Genomic DNA, 20338 nt, shown 5'->3' on the forward strand with positions numbered 1-20338 from the left:
CGCAGGATCACGTGCTGACTCTCAATGCCTGCTCGCCAACGGATCGTGATCCGATGGGTGATGGCGTTGATCTCAGTTTGAATGCTGTTGAGGTACGTCATCGTCCCGGTGGGCACGATGTTCGCCCGAATGCTCTGTCGATCCGTGAAGCTCGTGACCATCTTCGGATCGTTGATGTCGGGAGCAGGGGAGTGATGCCGGCGTGCGAGCGTCACCTCATAGCGAAGATCGCCGATGCGAATGTCAACGGCCATACGTGTAGATCCGATATGGGGTGAGTAGATTCTGCACCGCTTTACTCATGCCGCCCTTGTCCTCGTCTCCACGATTTTCGTAGAGGTTGAGGGCTGTCATCAGCACAGCATTGGTGATCGGCTTGGGGATGCTCGTGGGATCGTCGCCGTACCCAGCGGTGTAGGTCACTGCCAGGTGGTTGTAGGCAGCGGATGAGTAGCCAAATCTCAGGCGCAGCCTTGCGGGCTCGGAGCCGAGGTCGGCATCAAAGTCCACGCCGTCAACCAGCGTGGTGTCGCCTGCTGTCCACTCGCCACGGGTCACCGTCACAATGGACTGTACCGGGCTGTAGGGCAGTTCAACGATGCCGCTGTCCAGCTGACGATAGGTCCAGACGTAGGCGAGGGGCACCGTGTTGTAGGTGGGGTAGGGGAAAGGCCAGCTGCCATTTGGCCGGGTCTCGCTGACACTCCAGCGCAATGTCTGGGTGATCAGCGCACGGCCGAGGTACTTCTCAACCAGTGCAGTGGCGCTGTCGAGGTACATGGCAAACAGGTCGCGCTCGGCGTCGCTGTCGATGCGGGCATGCCTGATGGCGAAGTCCAAATCAACTGCCTGAACGGCGGGTGGGGTGATGACGCGAAGCGTGGCCTGCATGTGCTACTCCTTTCGGACTAGACGATCGGAGAAGCTCTGCTTGGAATTGGCGCGCTTCTTTGCAGCGGCCTTTTGCGCTAGCTCCGGGGCGGGTTCCGGCATGGGCTGCTCGACAACTTCGGCGACTTTCGTCGCCAGAAGCGTCTCAGCTACCGCCGCAGGGAAATGCGCGACTTCCCCGCGGTTGTAGCAAGTCCAAGCCGTCAAGAACTTGACGGTATGGCTCATTAGACCGTCCAGCTGTCCGCCAGACCCACGATGAAGGAACCGATGTGACGATTGTTTACATCGACTTCCGTAATGACCCTAAACAGAGTCATATCCTTGGAGAAGGCGCTCTCGTAGCCAGTGCCGTTGTAGAAGCTGGCCTCGCTGGACACGTCCACCTGGATGTTGAGAGTCTGAGCAAGGATCAGATCCGCAGCGTCGTACAGGAAGATTTCAGTACCGGCCGTGCCACCAGCAGTGGTGAGGTTGGTCGGCAGCTGAGTGGTGGTGAGAACCGGGAAGCCGTACAGCTTGCCTGCATCCAGCTCGTCCTTGAACTGGAAGAAGCCGCCCACGCCGTCACGCAGGGTGCTGATGAATGCCTTGACCTGCGGATGCATCACCCACACCGGGCGGATCATGCGGCTGTTGGCATTCTCCAGGCTGAGAACCATCTTGCGGAGGAATGTCACGACGTTGGCGAGGGTCACGCCCGGCGCCACAGTGGTGGTGAGACCAGCGAAGTTGCGGATACCAACCGGTGAACCGCTGGTGCCGTCGCCGCGCAGGAAGCCGAGGTCTTCCTTACGTGCCAGGCTCTCAACGAGGTCGTCACGGATGACGGCATCGAGGCCGACCGGAGTGCGGCGCAGTAGGTCATTGGACACGGGGACGACAGTCGCCAGCTTCTTGGCGCTGAGGGTCACAGTGTCGAAGCTCTGCTGGCTGGCAGTGATGTCAGCGACTTCACCCTGCCAAGTAGCGGAGGAACCGCCGCTCAGGCGCGGAATGGTGACATTACCAGTGTCCAGGCTCAGCGACATCGGGTTGCTGGCGCGAACCGCAGTGCGGGCACGCAGAAGCTCGATGAGGTCATTGCTGAAGGAGGTGGGGATCAGCACGCCACCGACACTGGCACCGCCGCTCTGGCTCAGGGCCTTCGCAGTGACATCGTCGTTGAAAGTGGTGTGGATCATGTTGGCAGCAGCGCGGGGGCCGATGCTCTTGGCAGCGTGTGCACCGATGAGGTAGCGAGCAGCGCGCAGGCCCTTCTCAACGTTGGTGGCCGGTGCAGCGGCAGTCGCGTAGGCGCGGCGCACGAACTGCGGAGCCTGCTTCTCTTCCTTGTCGTCCTCGTCCTCATCGGACTTGCCAACAGGGGCAGCAGCATCGGCCTCGAGAGCGCGAACCTCGTTCAGGAGCGCGATGCTCTCCTTGAGGGTGTTGAGCTCGCCCTTGAGAGCTTCAAACGCAGCCTTATCCTCGTCGGATACGGTGTCCTCGTCGGACTTAGCAATGAGAGCCTTTAGCTCGGCAACCTTGTTGGCGTGCTTACGCTGTAGCTCGGATAGACGCTTAGACATCGGGAACGTTCTCCGTTTCTTATTTCGATCGCCGCGAAGGGATCGTTTTCTTGGGGCTTGCCGAAGGCCCTATTGGCGACCCGTTAGGTTAAAGACAGCAGGTAAGCCTGCATCTTCAGCCTCTCGCGGGATAGAACTTTGGATCTTGTGCTAATAGCATCATTATTTAGTTGCTTGGACTCATTCTCCTGCTCCGTGGCGACAGCGTCCGGTTCAGCGAACGTTGCGATAGGCTCGATGATCGCTTCTGGATTACAGGGGACAGATACAATGGAAAACTCAACCAGCTCAGCGCTGTGGAAATCGGCGCCCGGTTCAAACTCGTCGGCGCCGCGTGCTGGGTCCTTGCTGAGTGACCACTCCAGCGGGCGAAAGCCAACGGAGGTGGCATTGAGATAGCCGTCACAGCACATTCTGAAAATTGCTTCCGCTTTGGCGCCGTAGACAGGGACGCTCTCGGGCATGAACTGCACGACCGCCTTGAGCTTGCCGTCCTCCACGCCGATGCTGATGCACTTGCCAACAGGGGGCTCATCTTGGTTGTGTGACCAGAGCACCACAGGATTTTTGAGGTAGTTGGCGAGTTGCCAGCCTTCCTGATTCACGCTGTCGTTCTGCCGATCAACGGCGTCGCTGCTGATGGTGAACTTGAGGCAGCGGTCGGGTAGCTGCTCTATGACAGCATCAAACTGCTTCCGGATGCCCACCCCAGCGGGGAGGGCTTTCCGAGAAAGCTTCTTGAATTCGGTGCTGCTTACATACTTCATTCGGACACCTCCTTATCGTCGGTCTGAATGACGCCATTGATCTCCATCGGCGCAGTAGGATCGACCGTGTTCGCCGGAACGCGGTATTCGTCACCACCTTCAACTGGATTGAGATTTTCGCGGGCACGGATCTCATTGCGAGAAAGAATGCCATTGGAAAATGCAATCTGATAGGACTGGTAGCGAGTGAGCGTGTCACCCCTGAGAAGTTCGTCGAAGGAGAAGCGGATCTGGTAGTCGTCGCGCTCATCTTCGAACAACAGGTCGCGTTCACACGCCTCTTCGATCCGGCGGCAGATTCCCATGAGGCTGCCATGCACGTATTCCTGGTTCTGGTGTTCGATGTTCGAGAAAGTAGCCCGATCGAGAAGGCCGATCATGTGAGGCGGTACGCGGAAGATGCGGCAAATCTCTTCAGCGCCATATTTGCGGCTTTCGAGAAGCTGCGCATCGTTGGCGTTCATGCCGATCTGCGTAAATTTCATCGACTCTTCGAGCACACAAATTTTATGGGCGTTGTCGCTGCCAGCGTAAGCGCGATCCCAGGAGTCTTTGAGGCGATGGGCTGCTTCAGTGCTGAGGGCGCCTGGATGCTCCAGCACGCCAGTGAGGATGGTGCCCTGCTGAAAGAGTTTGGCGGCATGCTTCTGTGTCGCCAGTCCGAGGCCGATAACCTCCTGGGCACAGCGAATGGGGCTCTCACCGAGGAATCCACCGTCGAGAGTCAAATTCCTGATGTGCAGTACGTCTTCTGCTGCCAGGGTGCGCTGCTCGCTGCCAAAGAGCGGATGCGTGGTGTTGTAAAAGATGTCGCCCTTGGGGCTGATGCCCATCACCGTGCTGGCAGGGAGTAGAGGGATAAGCTCCTTGGGACGGCCGGCCTTGTCGCGGATGACGGCCACATAGGCATTGCCCCACAGCTGGTGGCTGGTGACGACGAAGGACCAAAATTCAAATGGCGTCTGCCAGCGGTTGGGTGTGCGAAGGAGCTTGTTCAGCGGGTGGCGGTTCTCGTCCGTCCAGCTGGTCTTGCCATCGGCATGCGTGGCACGCCTGACGCGTACCGGCAGCTTGGCAACGTCGTCACTGAGCACCTTGACGCAGGCGTAGACCGCCGCGCTCTGAAGGCTGCCAGTAGGGGTGACGGCGACACCCGAGTTATTGGTGAAGGCGCCGAAGGCTGTGCTCAACGCGCCATTAGGGAAGCCAATGTTCCACCCCGACTTTTCGACCGGCGCGCCAGCGTCGTTCTGCGTCAGGGTAGTGCTGCGCCTCCACGGAAGAATCTTGTCGATAAAGTTGGCCATACCGTATTTACCGCATCGCAATATTTAAGAGTATCCACTTGCAGAAAGTAGGTGCTGCATGTAAGCAGAAGAGATAAAGCGAGGTGCAAAATGCAAATACAGAAAGCCACATATTGGGTTTGCGGTTCGTCGTTGGACGACGTTTACATGACCACCACCGATGCCAACGGCAAGGGCCACTTGATTACTGGCCCCAGCCTTCAGCGAGCAAGGGAGCGCTTCCACGCTCAGCTGGTTGAGGCCGGCAAGACGCTGGATGACGCTTATCAGCAGATGCTCGCCGCCGTCGGAGCCGAGGAGCTTTCGCGGATGCACGAGAGGTTCAAAGAGGCACTGGGCGAGCGCCGTTGACGCTGCGCATGTCGCTTTGAAGGTGGTACGACTGACCGCGTGTTCCAGACTTTAAGAGGCCATCTTGATCGCTAGGTCAGTCGCCACGACCCCCATGGGTATCATCAAGGCGTTGGCACGCACATATTATGCGATGCAGGAGCCGAGCAGATTATCCAAAACAGCCGTCTTTGATGCGTACAACGCAAGAAAATACTGGCCCGAGCTGGTAAGAAAGCTGACGAGGCCGGAAGAGTCTGGATTGCAGCTAACTCCGGGAGAGCGTTGCAGCGACCTTCTTCTCGAATTCGCGCAGGCTAACATCGCGGTAAATCCGCGTCGGCTCGTACTGCTCGAACAGATCATAATAATGGCGGAAACAGGCGATTTCGTTTATGCAAAAACGAAAGCGACAGGAGAGCGAATCGTTTTTCCTTAGCCGATCACCAACAGGCCGCGTGCTTCATATACAGACTTCGTGCTGACGTTCGCCATCGCACGGGCCATGCTCATGATAAGTGCCACTGGCCCGTCGATCTTGAGATCCTCCTTTTCCTTGGCCGGGAAAACCTCATCTTTTGCATTCGTTCGCGACACGCAATTTGAGAGCATCCACGCCATCGGGCTGTTGGGGCTGTCAGCGTGTTTGAGCTTGCCTGCATCCATCAGCGCCGCCACCTGCTTCATGGGCTCGCTATAGTTCCTGGCATGCTGCGTGAACTCGTACACGGTCACGCGCCGCTCCATCAGCTGGCCCATCATCCAACTGGCTTGCGCGGGATCAAAAACCACTTCCTCGACGTCGTACTCGGCGATGATGTCCAGCAGATCGTCGAGGATGCGCTGGTGATCGATCATGTTGCCATCGGTGATGATCAGCTCACCGTTCGTCTGCCAAGCGCGGTAGTGGTCCTTGCCCGGTGAGAACACCACATCCTCTGGCAGATAGTAGCGGCCGAAAGTAGCGAAGGTGCCATCATCCAGCGGGAACAGGATCTGCATTGCCGCGATATCCTGCTTGCTCGCAAGGTCCATGCCTACGAAGCAGCGCCTGCCCTTCAGGCTCCCCATGGTGAGTGAGGCATCGTAGTTGGCTGAGTGGCTCTGCATGTTGAAGAAGGCCGAACGGCTGTTTACCCAGGAATTGAGGTGTTTCGTTTTGAAGCGGCCTTGCTCTCGCGGATTGCGGATAGCTGCCCGCTGCTGCGCTAGGAGGAAGTCGCCGTCTACCGACACGCCGTAGTTGGGGTTGGCTTTGATCAGCGCCTCAGGGCTGGTCCAGTCGTCATCAGCATCAATGGTCCACTCCGCATAAAAGCGCTCTTCATCCTCGATGGCGCCCTGCACCAGCTTGCGGCCGGTCAGCACGTCATCGAAACATGGCCCCGCAAGATTATCACCCGCAGTCGTAATGACCCAGACCAACGGCTGCTCCCGTGCGCCCATACCAGTCACCATCGTATCTCTAAGGTCTGGTGTGTCGTGCTCGTGGAATTCGTCGATGATGGCGCAGCTGGGCGAGCTACCGTCACCCGGCTTGCCGATGAGGGGTTCAAAGCGGCTGCCATTGGCGAGGATGTGGAGGTTGGATGCGTTGGCCTCTACGCCGAAGCGGCCGAGGAAGGCGGGCGTCTTGAGAGCCAGGAGGCGGGCGGGTCTGAACACCTCCAAAGCCTGCTTCTCACTGGTGGCACCGCTGTAGACCTCCGCACCATGCTCGCCATCAGCCGCCAGCATGTAGAGACCGATAGGAGCACTTAAGGCCGATTTTCCGTTTTTCCGGGGCACGACAACCATGGCATAGCGAAAGCGCCGCTTACCGTCCTTCTTGCGGAGAAAACCGAAGACATTCACGAGCACCCAACACTGCCAAGGCTCCAGCTTCATGCGTTCGCGCTGCTGTGCCCATTTGCCCTTGCTGTGCTCGAACAGCTCTACGAACCGGCAAACCTTGGATGCAGCGGCAGAGTCGAAGTAGTAGGGCCAGCTGGGATCGTCGTTGCGTGCTTTGTCGGTGAGGTAGCGCTGGCATGCCAGGCGAATCCATTGGCATGCCGGGATGCGGCCGCTCAGTACGTCATTCGTGTACTGGTCGGCCTTCGCAATATGAGATGTTTCTGTCATTCAGGTAGTTCAGTTAGATTTCGCAGTAAGACGTCTGTGCCTCGCTCGGCGGCTTCGATGTCTTTCAAGACTCGATGGAGTCTGGCAGCTTGGCGAAAGGAAAAGTTGTTTGATGTGCTCATCGCTTTCGCAGTGGCATTTGACCAGTCTTTGGTGACTCTGATGACCGTTTCAGGAGTCATCCCGTGACCCCGCGCCTGCGCGATATCTTCCGCAAGTCGGTCGCGTTCATCCTCCAAAAACTTCACCGCGCCTTCTTTGTTATACATCATCAAAGCTCCGCAAACGGGTTGTCGGTTTGAGCAGCTCTCGCACTGACCCTGCTCCGATCAGCCGGTGTCAGTCCGAACTTGCTCAGCCATGATTGGAGACGCCGGTCGGCATCCTGCACCATGGCGACCTCGGGATAGGCACGCCGCATGGCGTTACCGTCTTTCCCTACCGTTTCGTATGTGTCACTGCCAAGCCTCGTCAGTGCCTCACGACCACGGCGCATGTCGCCGTAGGCTTCGCACAAGCCTTCCAGCGCGATGCCGTCTGCCATCGTCAGCACGCCCATATTGTCGAGAACCTCGCAGACGTAGGGCCATGCTGCTCGCGCGTGTGGCGACATGTGTTGGGGCATCATGGGCACCAGCCTGTCAGGCTTGGGCTCATTGGGATTCGCTCGGTAGTTTTGAAGCGTGCCGGTGACTACCTTGATCTCAGTCGGTTTGCGTGGCCTTCCCGCCATCTTGTCGTTCCTCCTCGGGCTGCCGGGTATTTACCGTGGCCGTGCTTTCTTCCTGCATTTTGTGGCCGTGGAGGAAAGGGAGGGGTGCGGTACACAAGAGCCCTGGCCGTAGGTCCTGAGGGGCATATACGTCCCTGCTGCTGCCCCGTGCTGCCCCTGCGAGCTTCTTGCAAAGGGCACTGACCGAAGTCGTTGTCGCTCTAGTGCCAGCCGGCACGGTTCCTACAAGAAGGTTGTAGCGATCGACCGGGCGGTGGGTCTAACGTGCGTCTTTCATCAGGCGCGTCACAATGGAAGAGTACGACAACGCAAACCGCACAGCAGGTTCATCTAAGCCTCAGCGTCGTCTGAGACCTTTAATCGAACCTCCTAAACCGCACGACCTACGTAAGCAACAGCGGCTACTTCTTGTCTTGTCAGTTGGTGGAAGTGTGACGGCTACAATTACATTAGTATTGGTTTTTAAAGGATACTTAAAAGGCGTAGCTGGTATAGTTTGGCCGTTCATTGCACTCTCCGGCTTGCTGGCGTTCGGGAGTGCGTCGAGCTTCATACAGTTTATTTCGATCAGACGAGCGTTAACACGTGGTGCTGTAACTTTGAGTAGTCGCGGTGTGAGCGCTGGCCGAGACGCCTACGTCAAAGACAACATCATGTACAAAGACGATTACATACACCTCAAGAGTGTTTATTTGCAGGGAGATGCAGCTCAGGCCAAGCCTTTGGAGGTTGTGGAGCCTCGCCGCCCGCGATCATTCGTAATTCCACGCTGGCGATCTTTCGCTGGCCTCGTGGCGAAATCTCTCGTGGCAAGTCGGTTTAGGATGTTCAGCTTCCTGTCCCTCTCGGCGGCGGTGATGTGGTATTTTGCCTCTATCGAATCTGCGTTGGTCACCCTTTTAGGCGCTGTGCTCGTGCTCTCCGATGCAGCGCTGATTGCTTTCCGAACGTCCAAAGGGCAGTACGGCAATAACGACCTTGAAGCGCTTGAGGTGATTAAGTTCACCATCGACAAGCTCAAAGGCGGCGGTGATCCGGGAGACTTCGATCGAGTGTTCGAAGACAGACCGGACAAACGAGCTAGCGGTGCGACCATTGAGATTCCGGATGCGGGCGTGGTGGGTGCGCGATGACAATCGATCTCTCCGTCATTTACCGCAAAGCACTCCGCATGTTCCCGTTGCGGGTTCGCTTGGCGATGTTCGTCGGGATCGTGCTTGCCGAAGCGGCAAAGGGATGTGTGACGCTGGGTAACCAGTTCGACGCGTTCGGTCCGGGTAAGCAGATCGATGTCGCCAAGCTTGAGTATTACCAGTGGTGGGCTATCGGCATCATAGCTGCCGTCGGTGTGGCTGCGGCGTGGCACGCATTCACGCAAGTCGTCTTGAAGCAGGTTGATCCCTACGAAGAGGGGGAGAAGAACGTCAAGTTCATCAAGCTGATCATGGAGGAGGCCGGGCTCAGCAAGGTGCAGACCAAGCTGGTGTGGAACGCCGTCGCCAAGCGCATGGCTGATGAGATCAAGGTCGGGACGGTGCTGACGAGAGCGAACCTCGAGGGCTTTACCCAGCAAGCGATTATTGAGACGCGACCTGCGGCAGAGCGGGGCGCCGGGGAATAATCAGATTGACGGGGCAGTTTCTGGCTGCCCCGTGCTGCCCCTGTGAGGGTCGTACAGGGGCTGCTGCCCGTGTCCCGTGCTTGTGCAGCGCTCATCGCTACGGGAACCCCGAGAAGGCCATAGAGGGCGTGCGGCAGAGGGAGTTGCCTTGACAGCTCACTCGGCTTGTTCGCCCATGGTTGCTGGTTGGGGAGACTACTGGTGCTAGACAATAGTGGTCAGCGTCCTGCAAAGGACATAAACTTAGTCTTCAGAATGCAGCTTTTTGAAGCAATCGCAACTCGTGAGGCGGACCTCTTCGCATCCCTGTTAGATACGGCAAGTGCCACGCATCTCTTTGAGGTTTCTGTGGACCGAGCTAAGCGCGCACTTGATAGCCGCTCGGCGACCGCTGAATTTGGTGCGGCGTGCGTTGAACTCATCCGACTACGCCCCGAGGGCAGAGTTCATCTAACAAGGGTCTTTGCTCAGGATCACAACGCAATTCAGCGGGGAATCGCGGGTGCGGATCTAGGCAAGCTCGTCGCAATTAGGCGCAGCTCCAGAGATTTCGAGCATACTCTGGACAAAATTGATGCTGCTGCGTTTAAGAGTTCACTGATCGATGCTCGATACAAAGGTGGAGTTTTCCCTTCTGACTTCCAACGAGTCCTACTTGAAGTGGCGCATCAGGCAATGAGAGGGCTCAGCGTAAGAGTCATAGACCGAGGCGATCGCGCATGGCCATTTAACAAGCAAGATGACGCGGACGTACCTGCATCCGATCGCTTCGTTCGAATCGATGATAACCGACCCGATGTGGAGGAGGCAGCAGACGCTTTAGAGAAAATCAAAGATCGGATTACGGGAGACAACCGAAGTGTCGTGCTCAAAGAGGAGCGCGATGCGCTGGCTAGCGAAATCATGATCCTCATTGGCATGCTTCAGCAGCGTGCTGTCCGTCTCGGGTATGTCCAAAGCGTCCTAGTAGGCAAGGGTACGCTTGGCTACATCAAAGGCAGATTCAAGGACGACATCATGGCGGCGCTGGTTGGTAAGGCTGTCGAGCATCTCTTGAAAATCGGTACTGGGCATTAGCTACGATCGCAAATGGCCCACGAGATCCACACTTTGCGACAATCAAGGCAATGCGCACCGCGCTGTGCCCCTGTGAGGGTCGTACAGGGGCTCTGTGCCGTGAAGGGCTGTAGGGGTGGGGAGTGAGTGTCAGGGCCGCCAGCGCGCAGCTAGGCGCGATAGCCGTCGTCGGTGAGCAGGAACATCAGTACCTGATCGACAGTGAGATCGCCGTCACGCAAGCCTTGTCGGTGGCACACTGCATCCCACCACTGCTCATCCAAGGCATTGTAGGCCGCACCAGCTTCCATCCTCTGTGCCTTGGTCCTGTACTGCTTCTTGCGCGCTGCCAAGGCTTTGATCTTCTCGTTCAGTGTCGCGATGGCGCGCTGCATGCGCTCTTGTTCTCGTGTCATGCCGTAATTTAACGCCTACTGTCGCTGCCTGTCAGTATGTATGTGATGTCGATACATGCAGCGGGTATGGGGGCTGCGGTAACGCTCTTGCTCAACACTCTGAATTCGCCCTTGTAGGAACCTTCGCCCATGTTCTACGTTTGTTCGCGCTATCTGAGCCAACGTGGCGAGGGCTGTCATGCAGGTCAAAGACCTTAGGCAGGGTGAGGGCATCACCTTTGACTGCGGCTGCCGCACCCTCATGTTCAGCCGCCGCGAGCTGATCAACGCCTTCGGGGCTGACACGCCGCTGGAGCACATCGGTCTGCGTTACCGGTGCAGCCGATGCGACATGCCGGCTCAGAGAGCCTGGGCAAGTTGGGTGGCGGTAGAAGGCGAGCATGTTAGGGAGCAGACTGTGTTCCCATGGTGAGCGGCTTTGCCGCGATTGATCTGATCAACCGTTGAGCACCACTCAGCTGGCTTCGCTCCTGCCGGTAAGTACCGGGTACATTCAGGAGAATTACGATGACCGGCGTAGAGGAATTGAGGCTTCAAGGTTTTCTCTTCATCGTGCGTGCCACGCTTGAGGTGGCGCAGATGCAGGAGATGATGATGTGGCTGCATGAGCATGCCCCCGGCGATGCGTGTGGCCTGTCGCCGAGTGAAACAGAGATGATCCTTGCGCGCTGCCGTGTAGTGCAGCATGCCGGCAATGATCCGCTGTCACTGCGCAATACGATCCATGTTGGTTTTTTCGATGCAGGACATGCCGCGCTGTTTAAGTTGACCTGGGTAGGGCTCTAGTACCTCGGCACAGTGATTTTGACCGGTTGGCCGGCCGGTTTCTTACGGTCAAGCATTGGGCGAGGTCATGCGGCGGGGCGGCGGACGGCAACAACTTGCAGTGGCGAGAATTTCTTCCGCTGGAAGCTATGCCCGCCTCGTGGTCGAGGACAGGGCTTCAAACCGACAACAAAATGGGCCGGATCGTTCTGGGGTAGCCAACCGGTCAAAACCACAGTGCAGAGGTACTAGTAAAGTCTTGCCGCATGGCTGCCATGCGATTGGTCAGACGTAGCGGCCAGCGTTCTCGGCCGCCGTCTTGCGGCTATGGCAGGGTTTGCACAGACTCTGAAGGTTGGTGGGGTCAAGGCGGCGGTGCGGTGCCGCCTTCACCGGTTCGATGTGATCGACCTCGTTCGCCTCTATCAGCTTGCCTTCCAGCAGGCAGTGTTCACACAGGGGATGGAGTGCGAGGTGCGCTGCCCGTAGCTTCTGCCATTGCCGGTCGTAGGTTCGCTGCCTCGTCCGGTTGGCTTCCTGGACGTGAATGGCGTCGCGGCCCAGCGTAGGCGCCGCGTGTTTTGGTGGTGTTTTCGGCATCGCTCTCCGCTCGGTTGTGCAGAGATATTTACCCGTTGCTGCCCCCTAAAGTCCGCCAGGGCAGCTACCGCTTGCTGGCGACATCACGGATCGACGAACTGTGCCCAGTTGCCCACCTTAAAGCGTATGCTTGGCGACATTGCTGCCTTCAGGATCGTCGAATGCAAAAGCATGCTGCACTGACAATCTTTGGGCTTGTATTTGGCATTGCTATGCTCGCTTGGGTTGAGCCAAACACATCGGGTGGCGCTTCGCTCCTCGTGGTACTCTGCATCTTTATAGCGAACGCCTCTGGTGCGGCGTTTGGTATTTCAAAGCCGGATGCAACGAAGCCGAAAGCTGCCGCACCGCCACAGAGTAAGAGCTCTGTGCGATCAGCAAAAAAGCGTTTGTATCTGCTGCCATTCCTACTAATCGCAGCTCAAATGCTAAATGCATGTTCAGCAGATACGCCAACAGCATCACGAGGAGGTTTGGTTGGTGGTATTTCAGGTGCTTTGGGAAGTAAGCGTGAGGGGTGGGAAGCTAGTGCAGCGGAGCAGACTGCTGAGCGGACAAAACGGTTAGAAGCAGCCGAACAACGGCGAGAACAACAAGTGTTAGAGCTTCGGCGACGGCAACTATCGCTGGAGGCGCGGCAACAGGCACGGGAGCCACAACCTTCCCAATCAGCTATTCTGGGAGCGCTACTAGGAAACGAGTCGGATGCGTCTTCTCGGATTTGGAATTTCGGGGTGGCACGAAGAGAGTCGAGGGAAGGCGGACTTGCGACAAGACGGCCTCTCGTTCCAGCTAGGATGTTCTTGCGTTCTGACCAGATTCCACCGCCCCGCGTTGCGGCATATGGCGTAGTTGCTTTACGCGCACGGCCAACCCCGGCGACCGAAGCGCGACTGCGCGCTGCCTGTACTGCTTTTCTCGCCTCGTTGCCCGAGCGACAGTCACTTCCATCTAGCGTTCCTGAAAAGGATCTGATGTTAACCATCTGGCCAATTTTCACGGCCGGTGATGCCGCGAATACCGACTTTGGGTGCGACTACCTTTTGGCGAACTACGATCTGCATGCCGGACTATCCGCCATCCAGGATGCTGAGCTACAAGGCGCCAGTCTGACAGGGCGCGGCCCATACCTCATTGGCTGGTCACCGTCGAACACGCGCGGTGTCCGCGACGCTGTGGTACTAGTAGTGGATACATCATCCTTCGAAAGCCAACAAAGCTTCGACGAGGCATTTCTGTTCTGGCAGCGGAAGATCGTTGAAGATCCTCAGCTCTGGCGTTCAGGGTTTTCGTTGGAACGCGTTCGCTTGGCCATCCGCGATTTCGTCGACAAATACGGCCAAGGCATCCTCGACAGCATCAAGCTCGTGAAGCTGGGCGATTAGGCCGTTAACCGCTGTTGTGCCTCCGCATGACGCCTGGCTCGCTTTGTGAGCCAGGCGCCATGCGCGGGCGTGTCGCACTGGCTGTACCTGTAGCGCAGCCCGATGTTCTCCAGAGGCATGTCAGCCCCGAAGGCGTTGATCAGCTCTCGCTTGCCAAAGGCGTGAGTACGGCAAGGGCAGACAAAGGAGGTGCCTTCGTCTGCCTTTAGATCGCCGACTGTCGCCTGCATGGCTACATCGCTCCGATGTGTAGCAACAAAAGTAGAACATGCGGGCTGGTTTCGGCAAACACTGACCGGCGCTGGTCTTTGCCGCTCAGAACGCCACTGTCCATCCAGTCTCGGTGGGGGTGATACGATCCGAGTGAAAGGACCGGGTTCCCCGGAGCAGCCATACTCCGGCGAGTTCCTGATCCCGCCATGCTAGCAAGACCAGGAAGTCACCGACCACTGCCTGGCGCTCGCCACGCTTGTCGTTCTCCGGGTACAGCGCGCTTGCCGGGCACCGCTCATTGAGGTCGTCGTGGCCTGCCGTGGTGCCGTTCATGCCCGGCGCGACCAGCGCGTCGTACACCTCATTCCGCCAAGCTCGGGTGCTGACCGCCATCTGCGCGTCGAGGGCGTAGTGGTAATTCCGGAAGCGAAGCCGGTACTCCAAGCCGTTCAGCCGGGCGAAGCCGTTGGCCAAGTGGTTGGACTGGGTCCAGACGTGGACCTCCCCGCTCAGCTTCGGCGCGGTGAGCCGATTGGGCATGACAGGCTCAGCGAGTGAGGGCTGCTGCGTGAAGCTGGCGTCCTCACCGACACCCTCCTTACGCTCAAACTGCTCGATTGCCTGCTTGAGCGTAGCGCGATAGCTGGGATCGCTAATCACGGCCTGTCCGTCGAATCTCTTGGCCTCCAACTGAGCACGTAAAGCTGCGGCCTGCTGCTGGCGGCTGGCGATGTCGTCCATTAGCGCTGTGCTTTCCTCCTGCACGGCGTCCTCGATGGAGCGCTTTTCGCGCAGATAGCCCCTGATGGAATGCAGCTTGTTCATGTGAACTCCCTTCGATGTCTTGGTATTTGAGAAGTGCGAATCTGTGCTGCTCGCTGAGGACTTATACGAACTACCAGCTGGTATTGCGATTTTTTTCATTGGTGAGCTGGCAGATAACGCCATGAACTCCTGACTGGTGCTGGTTGGAGTTACCCCTATTTGGCTATGGCTCAGATCCAGACCCAATGAACCAATACCGTCGCGCTGCGAATAGCAGCGCATGTGGTGCTAGCGCAGCGGCGAAGACGCGAGCACAGCACCCATCCGGTCAGATCCATATGTGTGTGATCAGGCAGGTGAATGGAAGAGACGTCTTATGTCGTGGCACCTGCGTCGCTTTGCGCCTTGCTGCCCCGACATCAAACACCGGACTACGCCCGGTGTTTGAGGAGCAATTGGTGTTCGAGCTGGATGGATCGGAGGGATTCCACCGATTCCACCCACACCACTATATACTATAGAGTTTCTGGGTGAACAAAACTGATCTGCGGACGGCCAAGATTTGGCCGGCACGAGCAGCCGGAATTTCCCCCGCCACGGACGAAAAATATCGCGCAATTTTGGGGTCGGCGTGTAAACCCGAGTTAGGCGGCAAACGCCCAACAACAAGAACCGAAGAGGCACCAATGAGAATTTTGAAGGCTTCGTTCGCCGCTGGGGCGGGCAAAACCAGTGCTGCCGTGCGGAAAACCGTGCGACGGGTTAGTAAGGCAAAGCGAGTACTGATTATATCAGCGAACACCGATCTCCTCATTCAAACGGCTGAGGATGTCAGGAAGGCTTTCGGCAAGCCAACGCGCAAAAGCAAAGGGGCAGGCCGCATGCGCGATGAGAACCCACATATCATCGTGCGAGCAATCTACGGCCGCGCTGACAGCCACGACGGCTTGGTGGAAGAAGGCAAGGTGGTGGAGCAGGTCACTGAGGCCATCATGGCGGCCAACGGCAGCCCTTACGGCTGCTGCCTGCTCATCACGCATGAGGCGTTCAAGCGCATGCGCGATGGCCTCTGCACTGGCTGGGTTGGGTTGTTTGATGAGGCCGATGAGGTCGTTGTCGAGTACCGCACTGCGATGGCTGAGACCCATGCATTCATCACCGACCACCTCAAGCCGGAGGGTCTCGGGGCGAAGAATGTTAAGCTGGAGGTCAAATGGGGACACAAGCAGAAGCTTCAAAGGGTCTACGACAATCCGCGCAACGACAAGTCGTTCATTCCCCTGAAGGAGTTCTCCGGCTTCCTTCTCGATCCCAATTACCATGTCTACACCAGTGCAAAGCAGTGGAATGATCTGCGCGCTGGCGAGGCTTCCGATGAGCAGCAATGGGTGGTGATCAAGGGACCGGGCAAGCTCGCCGAGTTCGAAGAGATCACCGTAATGGGCGCGAAGCTGGAAGCCACCAGCAACTACTTTTTTTGGGAGAGAATGTGGAATGTAGATTGGCAGGATGACGCCGAGCTTGCGGAGGGGCTGCGCTACACCTACAGCCACCCTAACAGCCACCTCGTCGAGTTCTACGGCGCTTTCAACGAGATGGCTACTCGGAATTCAAAAAAACAACTCGCGTTCGTGGGCAGCGACGAGAAGCGTGAGGCGGTGGTAAAGCGCGCGGTGTTGGACATGTTTGGTGACAGCGGTGGCAAGGACGCGGGTTACGCATGGTGTGATAACAACTACACCGCCACTCCTCTGCCGGTGGTGCCTAACGAGGCAGACTCCGATTACACCAACCAGATCCACAACAAGCCGCAGGGCAAGAATGAGGTTTGGGAAGGCTATGCGGATGTCGCTCTGCTGGGTACCTACAACTATACTAAGCTGACGGGTGCGGTGCTGGAGGATCTGGGTTTCACCAGAGATATGCAGGAGGTGGATCGCAACTTCCTGTACTGGTACCAGCAGCTCATGCGGTGCGCGCCGCGCAGGCTCAGCTATGAGGGCATCACGCGCTGCATCACCTTCACCACCCGGTTCGGTGACTGGTGCAAGCGAGAGGGCCTGTTTCCTGACAGCACAAGCCTCATGCTGCCGGCAACGGCAGGTAAGCGGATTGAGCCACTAAAAGGGGAAGGTCGTCCGCGTGAGGAGTTAACTAGTGAGGAGCGCGCGTCAAAGGAAGCGGCAGCGAAGCTACGTAAGCGGTTGGCTGACGCCGAACGATACAAAAAGAAAAAGGCTGGAAAGGCACACTGATATGGCACTGAAAATCAAATACGTCGAGCAGGCCGTATTCGCCTTTTGGACTCTGGACGATATGATCCGCAAGTTCCACCGCAACCGGCGGGCCTACGACCAACTCAGCTGGCATAAGGCGGTGCTACCCTACAGCTACAAGTCCGGCACCCCAGAGCGACGTCAGGCAGCCCGTGACATGCGGACGGTGCAGCGGGCGCTGATCAAGTGGCACCACACTGGTGACCACAGCCTGCCGGAGGGTCTGGCACCGCAAGAGCGCGAGGGATTCGTGGCGTTCATTAACCACATGGCGCTGGCGGTGTATGCCGACCACGTCATGACGAACGACCCCAACCGGTACTGTCGCTGCACACACTTCGAGCATGACCAGTGCGACCACACAGAGGCCGAGCGGCGGCTGAAGGCTAGCTACGAACTCCTTCAGGCATGGCGGCGAGGCGAGAGCGTCTTGCTGCTCAAGCTCGCGGCGTAGCTTGCGCCGAGCACTGAATGCTGATTAACGCAAGGCTCCGCTTGACTGCGTGGCTTTCTTACAATCAGAGTGCTGAGCCCCACTATCGTGGGGATCAGAGCACTTTCAAGCGCTAAGTCTACAATCTCAACAGCAGAACATGCTTTTCAGAAAAAGAGTGATAAGAGACTGAAGAAGCCTCTAATCACCCGCTTATTCTGCAAAGCAGCATCTAAATTACTTTATAATCTCGCTTTCGTGAATATTTGTTTCGAACTTGCCGCGCTATGGAGATGTGCCGTCGCAACCGGATGGAGGTCGCAGATGGCAGCGGCGGACAAGAGGATCGTAAAGGCTCCGCGCACGCCGAAGGTGCCGAGCTTTCGAATCCCCAAGGTTGAGCAGGACTTCTACGCGTCGGACGAGCGGGTGCAGAGTGCGCAAGCGACACTCAAGCGTACTTTGGCTGCCGTCACGGGAGAGACTGACAGTCAGACGCTATTGAAGCTCGAGCGCGATCTCGACAGTTTCATGATTCCCATGACCGACCCGCGCGAGCTCAAGTTTTGGGGGCACTTGCGGAACGCTGTCGCGCGCTGTGATGGCGCTCTGCAAGCCCACCAGGGCAGTGAGCTGTTCAGCGGCGATCCGAAGATTAGCACCGTCAATAAGGCTCGACTCGTGCAAGTGCGGAAGGCTGTGAAGAGGCTTGTCAACCTTTACGGCTTGAAGGCCGGCCGCGACATTCTGCTTTAGCGATGGCCGCTAGTTAACGTGGATCGGAAGTGGTCTTTGAATCATGAGTGATGATCAGCTGACTATTGAGGATCAGCTGCGGACGCAGCTGGAGATGTGGCGTTGTACCGCGAACGAGCGCGCCGCAGCTTGCATGCGTGCTGTGGACGTGATCGAGAATTTGCAGTCTGCTATCAGGGCCGCCTCTGACGATAACGATGCATTGCGTCAACGTTATAATAAATTGGTTGATCGCCACAACGAGTTTGTGCAGCAGTCTTGGCAGGAAAAGGCAAAACTTCGAGCTGAAGTTACTTCACTAATTATTTTCAACGACCTTTCTCGTGTGCGCGACCCCTGGTTGGAGGTCGAGAAGTTTGCGCACGGGGACACGATGGTCGCGGTCAAGCCATTCCCTTCAGTAGCAGACCTACAGCGGCTTGTGGACGAGTGCGTCAGTCAGTTCGGCAATGGCGACTGGCGTTACGTCTACTACGATGACGAATTCCGACGTGACCGCAGGAAGTGGGTCTGCGTGTTTTACTTCAAGAACAAACGGGATGCGGTGCTTTTCAAAACGAGTCTCAACACGGGTGAATGAGTACCGCGTCTTACGTCTGAGCCGAAGGCACTCATTGTTCCGGTCGCAATCGATGCGACTCTCTTTGCATCTCTGCACATCCGCAGCACGCGGGCAGCCATTCCCACCCGCGTGCTGCATGCCCCAGAAGCATAACGCTTTGTTTCTGCTCTGTTTTTCCTCCCTGGTTGACGTTCCAGGGACACGGTCTAACAATGCATGGCGAAGAGCCAGAGCGGCCCGCGCGGCGCGAGCGCGGCCAGCGCCTCCGCCGCCCGGGCGGTGTCCCGCCTGCGGCGCAGCAGCCGGACGCCGGTGCCGAGATAGGCCGGCACCGGATGGTGCAGCAGGTAGCTCTCGTAATGCGGGAAGGGCAGCGGCAGCAGCGAGGCAAGGTGGCTCAGCACGTCCCAGCGCGCCTGCAGCGCGAAGTCGTCGCCGTAGAGGTGCCGCAGGTCCGGCGCGGGGCAGTCCCGCGCCAGCGCCCGGATGGCGGCGGGGTCGCGCGGGAAGCGGCTCTCGGCGCCCATGCCGTCGCGCTCGAGCACGATCCAATCCGGCCGGAGATAGCCGTAATCCGTGACCGTGACCGCGATGTCGCGCACCCGCGCGGCGGCAATGGCGGCCTTGTGGTAGGGCCGCTGCTCGCCGAGCAGGACGAGGTCGGTGATCCGCTCCCGCTCCAGGTAATCCGCGATGAAGCCGGGCCAGTCCCGCGCCCGGCCGCGATAGTCGGTGGCGAAGGAGCCGTCCCAGAACAGCCGGTCGCCGAGGCAGAGGTTGATCCGCCACGTCGCATGGCCGTACTCCCGCAGCGTCGCGGCCAGTTCGCGGAAGAAGGGGCTGATCGGGCCCTGCAGGAAGAGGAAGCGGCGATGCGGCGCGGAGGGGAGGAGCGGTGCCATGCGTCGAGCCTCACCCAAATCGCCTTGCAGGGTGGTTGATGTCGGCAGCGGAAGGCGATGATCCCGCCTCCAGACCGTGACCGAGGGCGGCCCGCAGGTCGCCGGCATCCACCAGCCGCCGGCCGCGCCGGGCGAGGCCGCGCAGCAGGGCGGGCGGCGGGAAGGGGCAATAGGGCAGCGGCGCGGGCACGATCTCGTCCACCGGGCCGCGCCCGAGCCTCGCCAGGACCTCGGCCAGCAGCGGCAGGCCGGCCAGGTGCAGGGCGCGGGCGGCGGCGCTCGCCGTGGTGCCGGGCGGCAGCGGCACCTCCCGCTGCGCCAGGATGCCGCCGGCATCGATGCGCGGGACCAGGCGATGGACCGAGACGCCGAAGCGGGGCGTCTCCTCTGCCAGCGCCCAGATGGTCGGCACCGGGCCGCGATGCCGCGGCAGCAGGGAGGGGTGCAGGTTGATCCCGCCGAGCGGCGCGAGCGCGAGCGTCTCCGCTGCGAAGATCTGGTCGAAATGGCAGGAGAGGATGAGGTCCGGCCGCGCCGCGCGGATCGCCGCCGCGGTCTCCGGCCCGTTCACGTCCCGCACCGCATGCAGCGGGATGCCGCGCGCCGCGGCGATGCGGGCGAGCCGCGTCGGGCCCGGCCGCAGTCCCGGCAGGGCATAGTTGATCCAGAGGAAGGGCAGCAGCCGCGGCCCGGACCGCCGCAGGTGCCGCCAGCCCTGGCGCAGGGCCCCGCCGGCCGCGGGCCGGAAGGGGTCGGAGCGGCCGATCAGCACCACCTCGCCGCCATGGCGGTCGAGGAAGCGGGCGACCGCTTCCTCGCTCGGCGCGGCCTCCAGCGTGAAGAGGGCGATGCGCATCGCTTAGCC

At 58.8% G+C, this 20338-nt stretch carries 26 protein-coding genes; 12 read left to right on the plus strand and 14 right to left on the minus strand.

Annotation, left to right across the window (positions count from 1 at the left end; all coding sequences use genetic code 11):
• The 6 genes from Q7A36_RS26750 to Q7A36_RS26775 form a co-directional block, all read right to left on the minus strand.
• Window positions 1–254, minus strand: a 254-nt coding sequence (locus Q7A36_RS26750; protein WP_305106827.1) for a phage head completion protein, incomplete at its 3' end; no start/stop codon positions are given.
• A complete protein-coding gene (locus tag Q7A36_RS26755; RefSeq protein WP_305106828.1) occupies window positions 244–891 on the minus strand; it encodes a head-tail connector protein in 648 nt (215 codons plus the stop codon). The genes Q7A36_RS26750 and Q7A36_RS26755, both read right to left, overlap by 11 nt.
• A 3-nt stretch (window positions 892–894) precedes the next feature.
• A complete protein-coding gene (locus Q7A36_RS26760; RefSeq protein ID WP_305106829.1) occupies window positions 895–1119 on the minus strand; it encodes a hypothetical protein in 225 nt (74 codons plus the stop codon).
• Window positions 1119–2462: a phage major capsid protein gene (locus Q7A36_RS26765; RefSeq protein ID WP_305106830.1), complete on the minus strand. Its 1344-nt coding sequence runs from the start codon at window positions 2460–2462 to the stop codon at window positions 1119–1121. Before Q7A36_RS26765 ends, Q7A36_RS26760 begins: the two co-directional genes overlap by 1 nt.
• Window positions 2463–2545: 83 nt before the next feature.
• Window positions 2546–3229 carry an HK97 family phage prohead protease gene (locus tag Q7A36_RS26770; protein ID WP_305106831.1) on the minus strand — a complete coding sequence of 228 codons (684 nt, stop codon included), beginning with the start codon at window positions 3227–3229 and terminating at the stop codon, window positions 2546–2548.
• Complete coding sequence (locus Q7A36_RS26775; RefSeq protein ID WP_305106832.1) at window positions 3226–4536, minus strand: phage portal protein; 1311 nt, start codon at window positions 4534–4536, stop codon at window positions 3226–3228. Before Q7A36_RS26775 ends, Q7A36_RS26770 begins: the two co-directional genes overlap by 4 nt.
• A 147-nt stretch (window positions 4537–4683) precedes the next feature.
• Between Q7A36_RS26775 and Q7A36_RS26780 the strand changes: the two genes are divergently transcribed.
• The gene (locus Q7A36_RS26780; RefSeq protein ID WP_305106833.1) at window positions 4684–4887 is read left to right on the plus strand and encodes a hypothetical protein; all 204 of its coding nucleotides are present in this window, start codon (window positions 4684–4686) and stop codon (window positions 4885–4887) included.
• A gap of 94 nt (window positions 4888–4981) precedes the next feature.
• The gene (locus tag Q7A36_RS26785; protein ID WP_305106834.1) at window positions 4982–5305 is read left to right on the plus strand and encodes a hypothetical protein; all 324 of its coding nucleotides are present in this window, start codon (window positions 4982–4984) and stop codon (window positions 5303–5305) included.
• Here the strand turns inward: Q7A36_RS26785 and Q7A36_RS26790 are convergent.
• The 3 genes from Q7A36_RS26790 to Q7A36_RS26800 are packed head-to-tail and all read right to left on the minus strand — an operon-like array spanning window position 5302 to window position 7723.
• The gene (locus Q7A36_RS26790; protein ID WP_305106835.1) at window positions 5302–6990 is read right to left on the minus strand and encodes a terminase large subunit; all 1689 of its coding nucleotides are present in this window, start codon (window positions 6988–6990) and stop codon (window positions 5302–5304) included. The two genes, Q7A36_RS26785 and Q7A36_RS26790, sit on opposite strands and share 4 nt — an antisense overlap.
• Window positions 6987–7262: a hypothetical protein gene (locus tag Q7A36_RS26795; RefSeq protein ID WP_305106836.1), complete on the minus strand. Its 276-nt coding sequence runs from the start codon at window positions 7260–7262 to the stop codon at window positions 6987–6989. Before Q7A36_RS26795 ends, Q7A36_RS26790 begins: the two co-directional genes overlap by 4 nt.
• The gene (locus Q7A36_RS26800; protein ID WP_305106837.1) at window positions 7262–7723 is read right to left on the minus strand and encodes a phage terminase small subunit P27 family; all 462 of its coding nucleotides are present in this window, start codon (window positions 7721–7723) and stop codon (window positions 7262–7264) included. The genes Q7A36_RS26795 and Q7A36_RS26800 overlap by 1 nt, the downstream gene beginning before the upstream one ends.
• Before the next feature lie 290 nt (window positions 7724–8013).
• On the opposite strand from Q7A36_RS26800, the gene Q7A36_RS26805 reads away from it, so the two are divergent.
• From Q7A36_RS26805 to Q7A36_RS26815, 3 genes are all read left to right on the plus strand, one after another.
• Window positions 8014–8856 (plus strand): hypothetical protein, encoded by an 843-nt coding sequence (locus Q7A36_RS26805; protein ID WP_305106838.1) that lies wholly within the window; start codon window positions 8014–8016, stop codon window positions 8854–8856.
• Window positions 8853–9344, plus strand: coding sequence for a hypothetical protein (locus Q7A36_RS26810; RefSeq protein ID WP_305106839.1), 492 nt, complete (start codon window positions 8853–8855; stop codon window positions 9342–9344). Before Q7A36_RS26805 ends, Q7A36_RS26810 begins: the two co-directional genes overlap by 4 nt.
• A 201-nt stretch (window positions 9345–9545) precedes the next feature.
• Window positions 9546–10421 (plus strand): hypothetical protein, encoded by an 876-nt coding sequence (locus tag Q7A36_RS26815; RefSeq protein WP_305106840.1) that lies wholly within the window; start codon window positions 9546–9548, stop codon window positions 10419–10421.
• 149 nt (window positions 10422–10570) lie between these two features.
• Here the strand turns inward: Q7A36_RS26815 and Q7A36_RS26820 are convergent, their stop codons facing one another.
• Window positions 10571–10795, minus strand: coding sequence for a hypothetical protein (locus Q7A36_RS26820; RefSeq protein ID WP_305106841.1), 225 nt, complete (start codon window positions 10793–10795; stop codon window positions 10571–10573).
• A gap of 199 nt (window positions 10796–10994) precedes the next feature.
• On the opposite strand from Q7A36_RS26820, the gene Q7A36_RS26825 reads away from it, so the two are divergent.
• Together Q7A36_RS26825 and Q7A36_RS26830 are read left to right on the plus strand one after the other, a co-directional pair.
• On the plus strand, window positions 10995–11228 hold the full coding sequence (locus Q7A36_RS26825) for a hypothetical protein (RefSeq protein ID WP_305106842.1): 234 nt from the start codon (window positions 10995–10997) through the stop codon (window positions 11226–11228).
• A gap of 95 nt (window positions 11229–11323) precedes the next feature.
• Entirely contained in the window at window positions 11324–11602 is a 279-nt protein-coding gene (locus tag Q7A36_RS26830; protein WP_305106843.1) for a hypothetical protein, read from the plus strand.
• Window positions 11603–11866: 264 nt separating this feature from the next.
• Here Q7A36_RS26830 and Q7A36_RS26835 read toward each other — a convergent pair whose 3' ends face one another.
• The gene (locus Q7A36_RS26835; protein ID WP_305106844.1) at window positions 11867–12181 is read right to left on the minus strand and encodes an HNH endonuclease; all 315 of its coding nucleotides are present in this window, start codon (window positions 12179–12181) and stop codon (window positions 11867–11869) included.
• Between the two features lie 161 nt (window positions 12182–12342).
• Here Q7A36_RS26835 and Q7A36_RS26840 point away from each other — a divergent pair, with 161 nt between their 5' ends.
• Complete coding sequence (locus Q7A36_RS26840) at window positions 12343–13566, plus strand: hypothetical protein (protein WP_305106845.1); 1224 nt, start codon at window positions 12343–12345, stop codon at window positions 13564–13566.
• Window positions 13567–13881: 315 nt separating this feature from the next.
• On the opposite strand, the gene Q7A36_RS26845 is transcribed toward Q7A36_RS26840, so the two are convergent.
• Entirely contained in the window at window positions 13882–14604 is a 723-nt protein-coding gene (locus Q7A36_RS26845; protein WP_305106846.1) for a hypothetical protein, read from the minus strand.
• A 626-nt stretch (window positions 14605–15230) separates the two neighbouring features.
• Here Q7A36_RS26845 and Q7A36_RS26850 point away from each other — a divergent pair.
• The 4 genes from Q7A36_RS26850 to Q7A36_RS26865 all read left to right on the plus strand — a co-directional run bounded on the left by Q7A36_RS26850 (window position 15231) and on the right by Q7A36_RS26865 (window position 18589).
• The gene (locus Q7A36_RS26850) at window positions 15231–16799 is read left to right on the plus strand and encodes a hypothetical protein (RefSeq protein ID WP_305106847.1); all 1569 of its coding nucleotides are present in this window, start codon (window positions 15231–15233) and stop codon (window positions 16797–16799) included.
• A gap of 1 nt (window position 16800) precedes the next feature.
• On the plus strand, window positions 16801–17274 hold the full coding sequence (locus tag Q7A36_RS26855; protein WP_305106848.1) for a hypothetical protein: 474 nt from the start codon (window positions 16801–16803) through the stop codon (window positions 17272–17274).
• A 303-nt stretch (window positions 17275–17577) separates the two neighbouring features.
• The gene (locus Q7A36_RS26860) at window positions 17578–18009 is read left to right on the plus strand and encodes a hypothetical protein (RefSeq protein WP_305106849.1); all 432 of its coding nucleotides are present in this window, start codon (window positions 17578–17580) and stop codon (window positions 18007–18009) included.
• A gap of 43 nt (window positions 18010–18052) precedes the next feature.
• The gene (locus tag Q7A36_RS26865; RefSeq protein WP_305106850.1) at window positions 18053–18589 is read left to right on the plus strand and encodes a hypothetical protein; all 537 of its coding nucleotides are present in this window, start codon (window positions 18053–18055) and stop codon (window positions 18587–18589) included.
• A 188-nt stretch (window positions 18590–18777) separates the two neighbouring features.
• Here Q7A36_RS26865 and Q7A36_RS26870 read toward each other — a convergent pair whose 3' ends face one another.
• Together Q7A36_RS26870 and Q7A36_RS26875 are read right to left on the minus strand one after the other, a co-directional pair.
• A complete protein-coding gene (locus tag Q7A36_RS26870) occupies window positions 18778–19473 on the minus strand; it encodes a capsular polysaccharide export protein, LipB/KpsS family (protein ID WP_305106851.1) in 696 nt (231 codons plus the stop codon).
• 10 nt (window positions 19474–19483) lie between these two features.
• Entirely contained in the window at window positions 19484–20329 is an 846-nt protein-coding gene (locus Q7A36_RS26875) for a methionyl-tRNA formyltransferase (protein ID WP_305106852.1), read from the minus strand.
• Window positions 20330–20338 lie beyond the last annotated feature (9 nt).

The sequence above is a fragment of the Paracraurococcus lichenis genome, assembly GCF_030657435.1.
Taxonomy (GTDB): domain Bacteria; phylum Pseudomonadota; class Alphaproteobacteria; order Acetobacterales; family Acetobacteraceae; genus Paracraurococcus; species Paracraurococcus lichenis.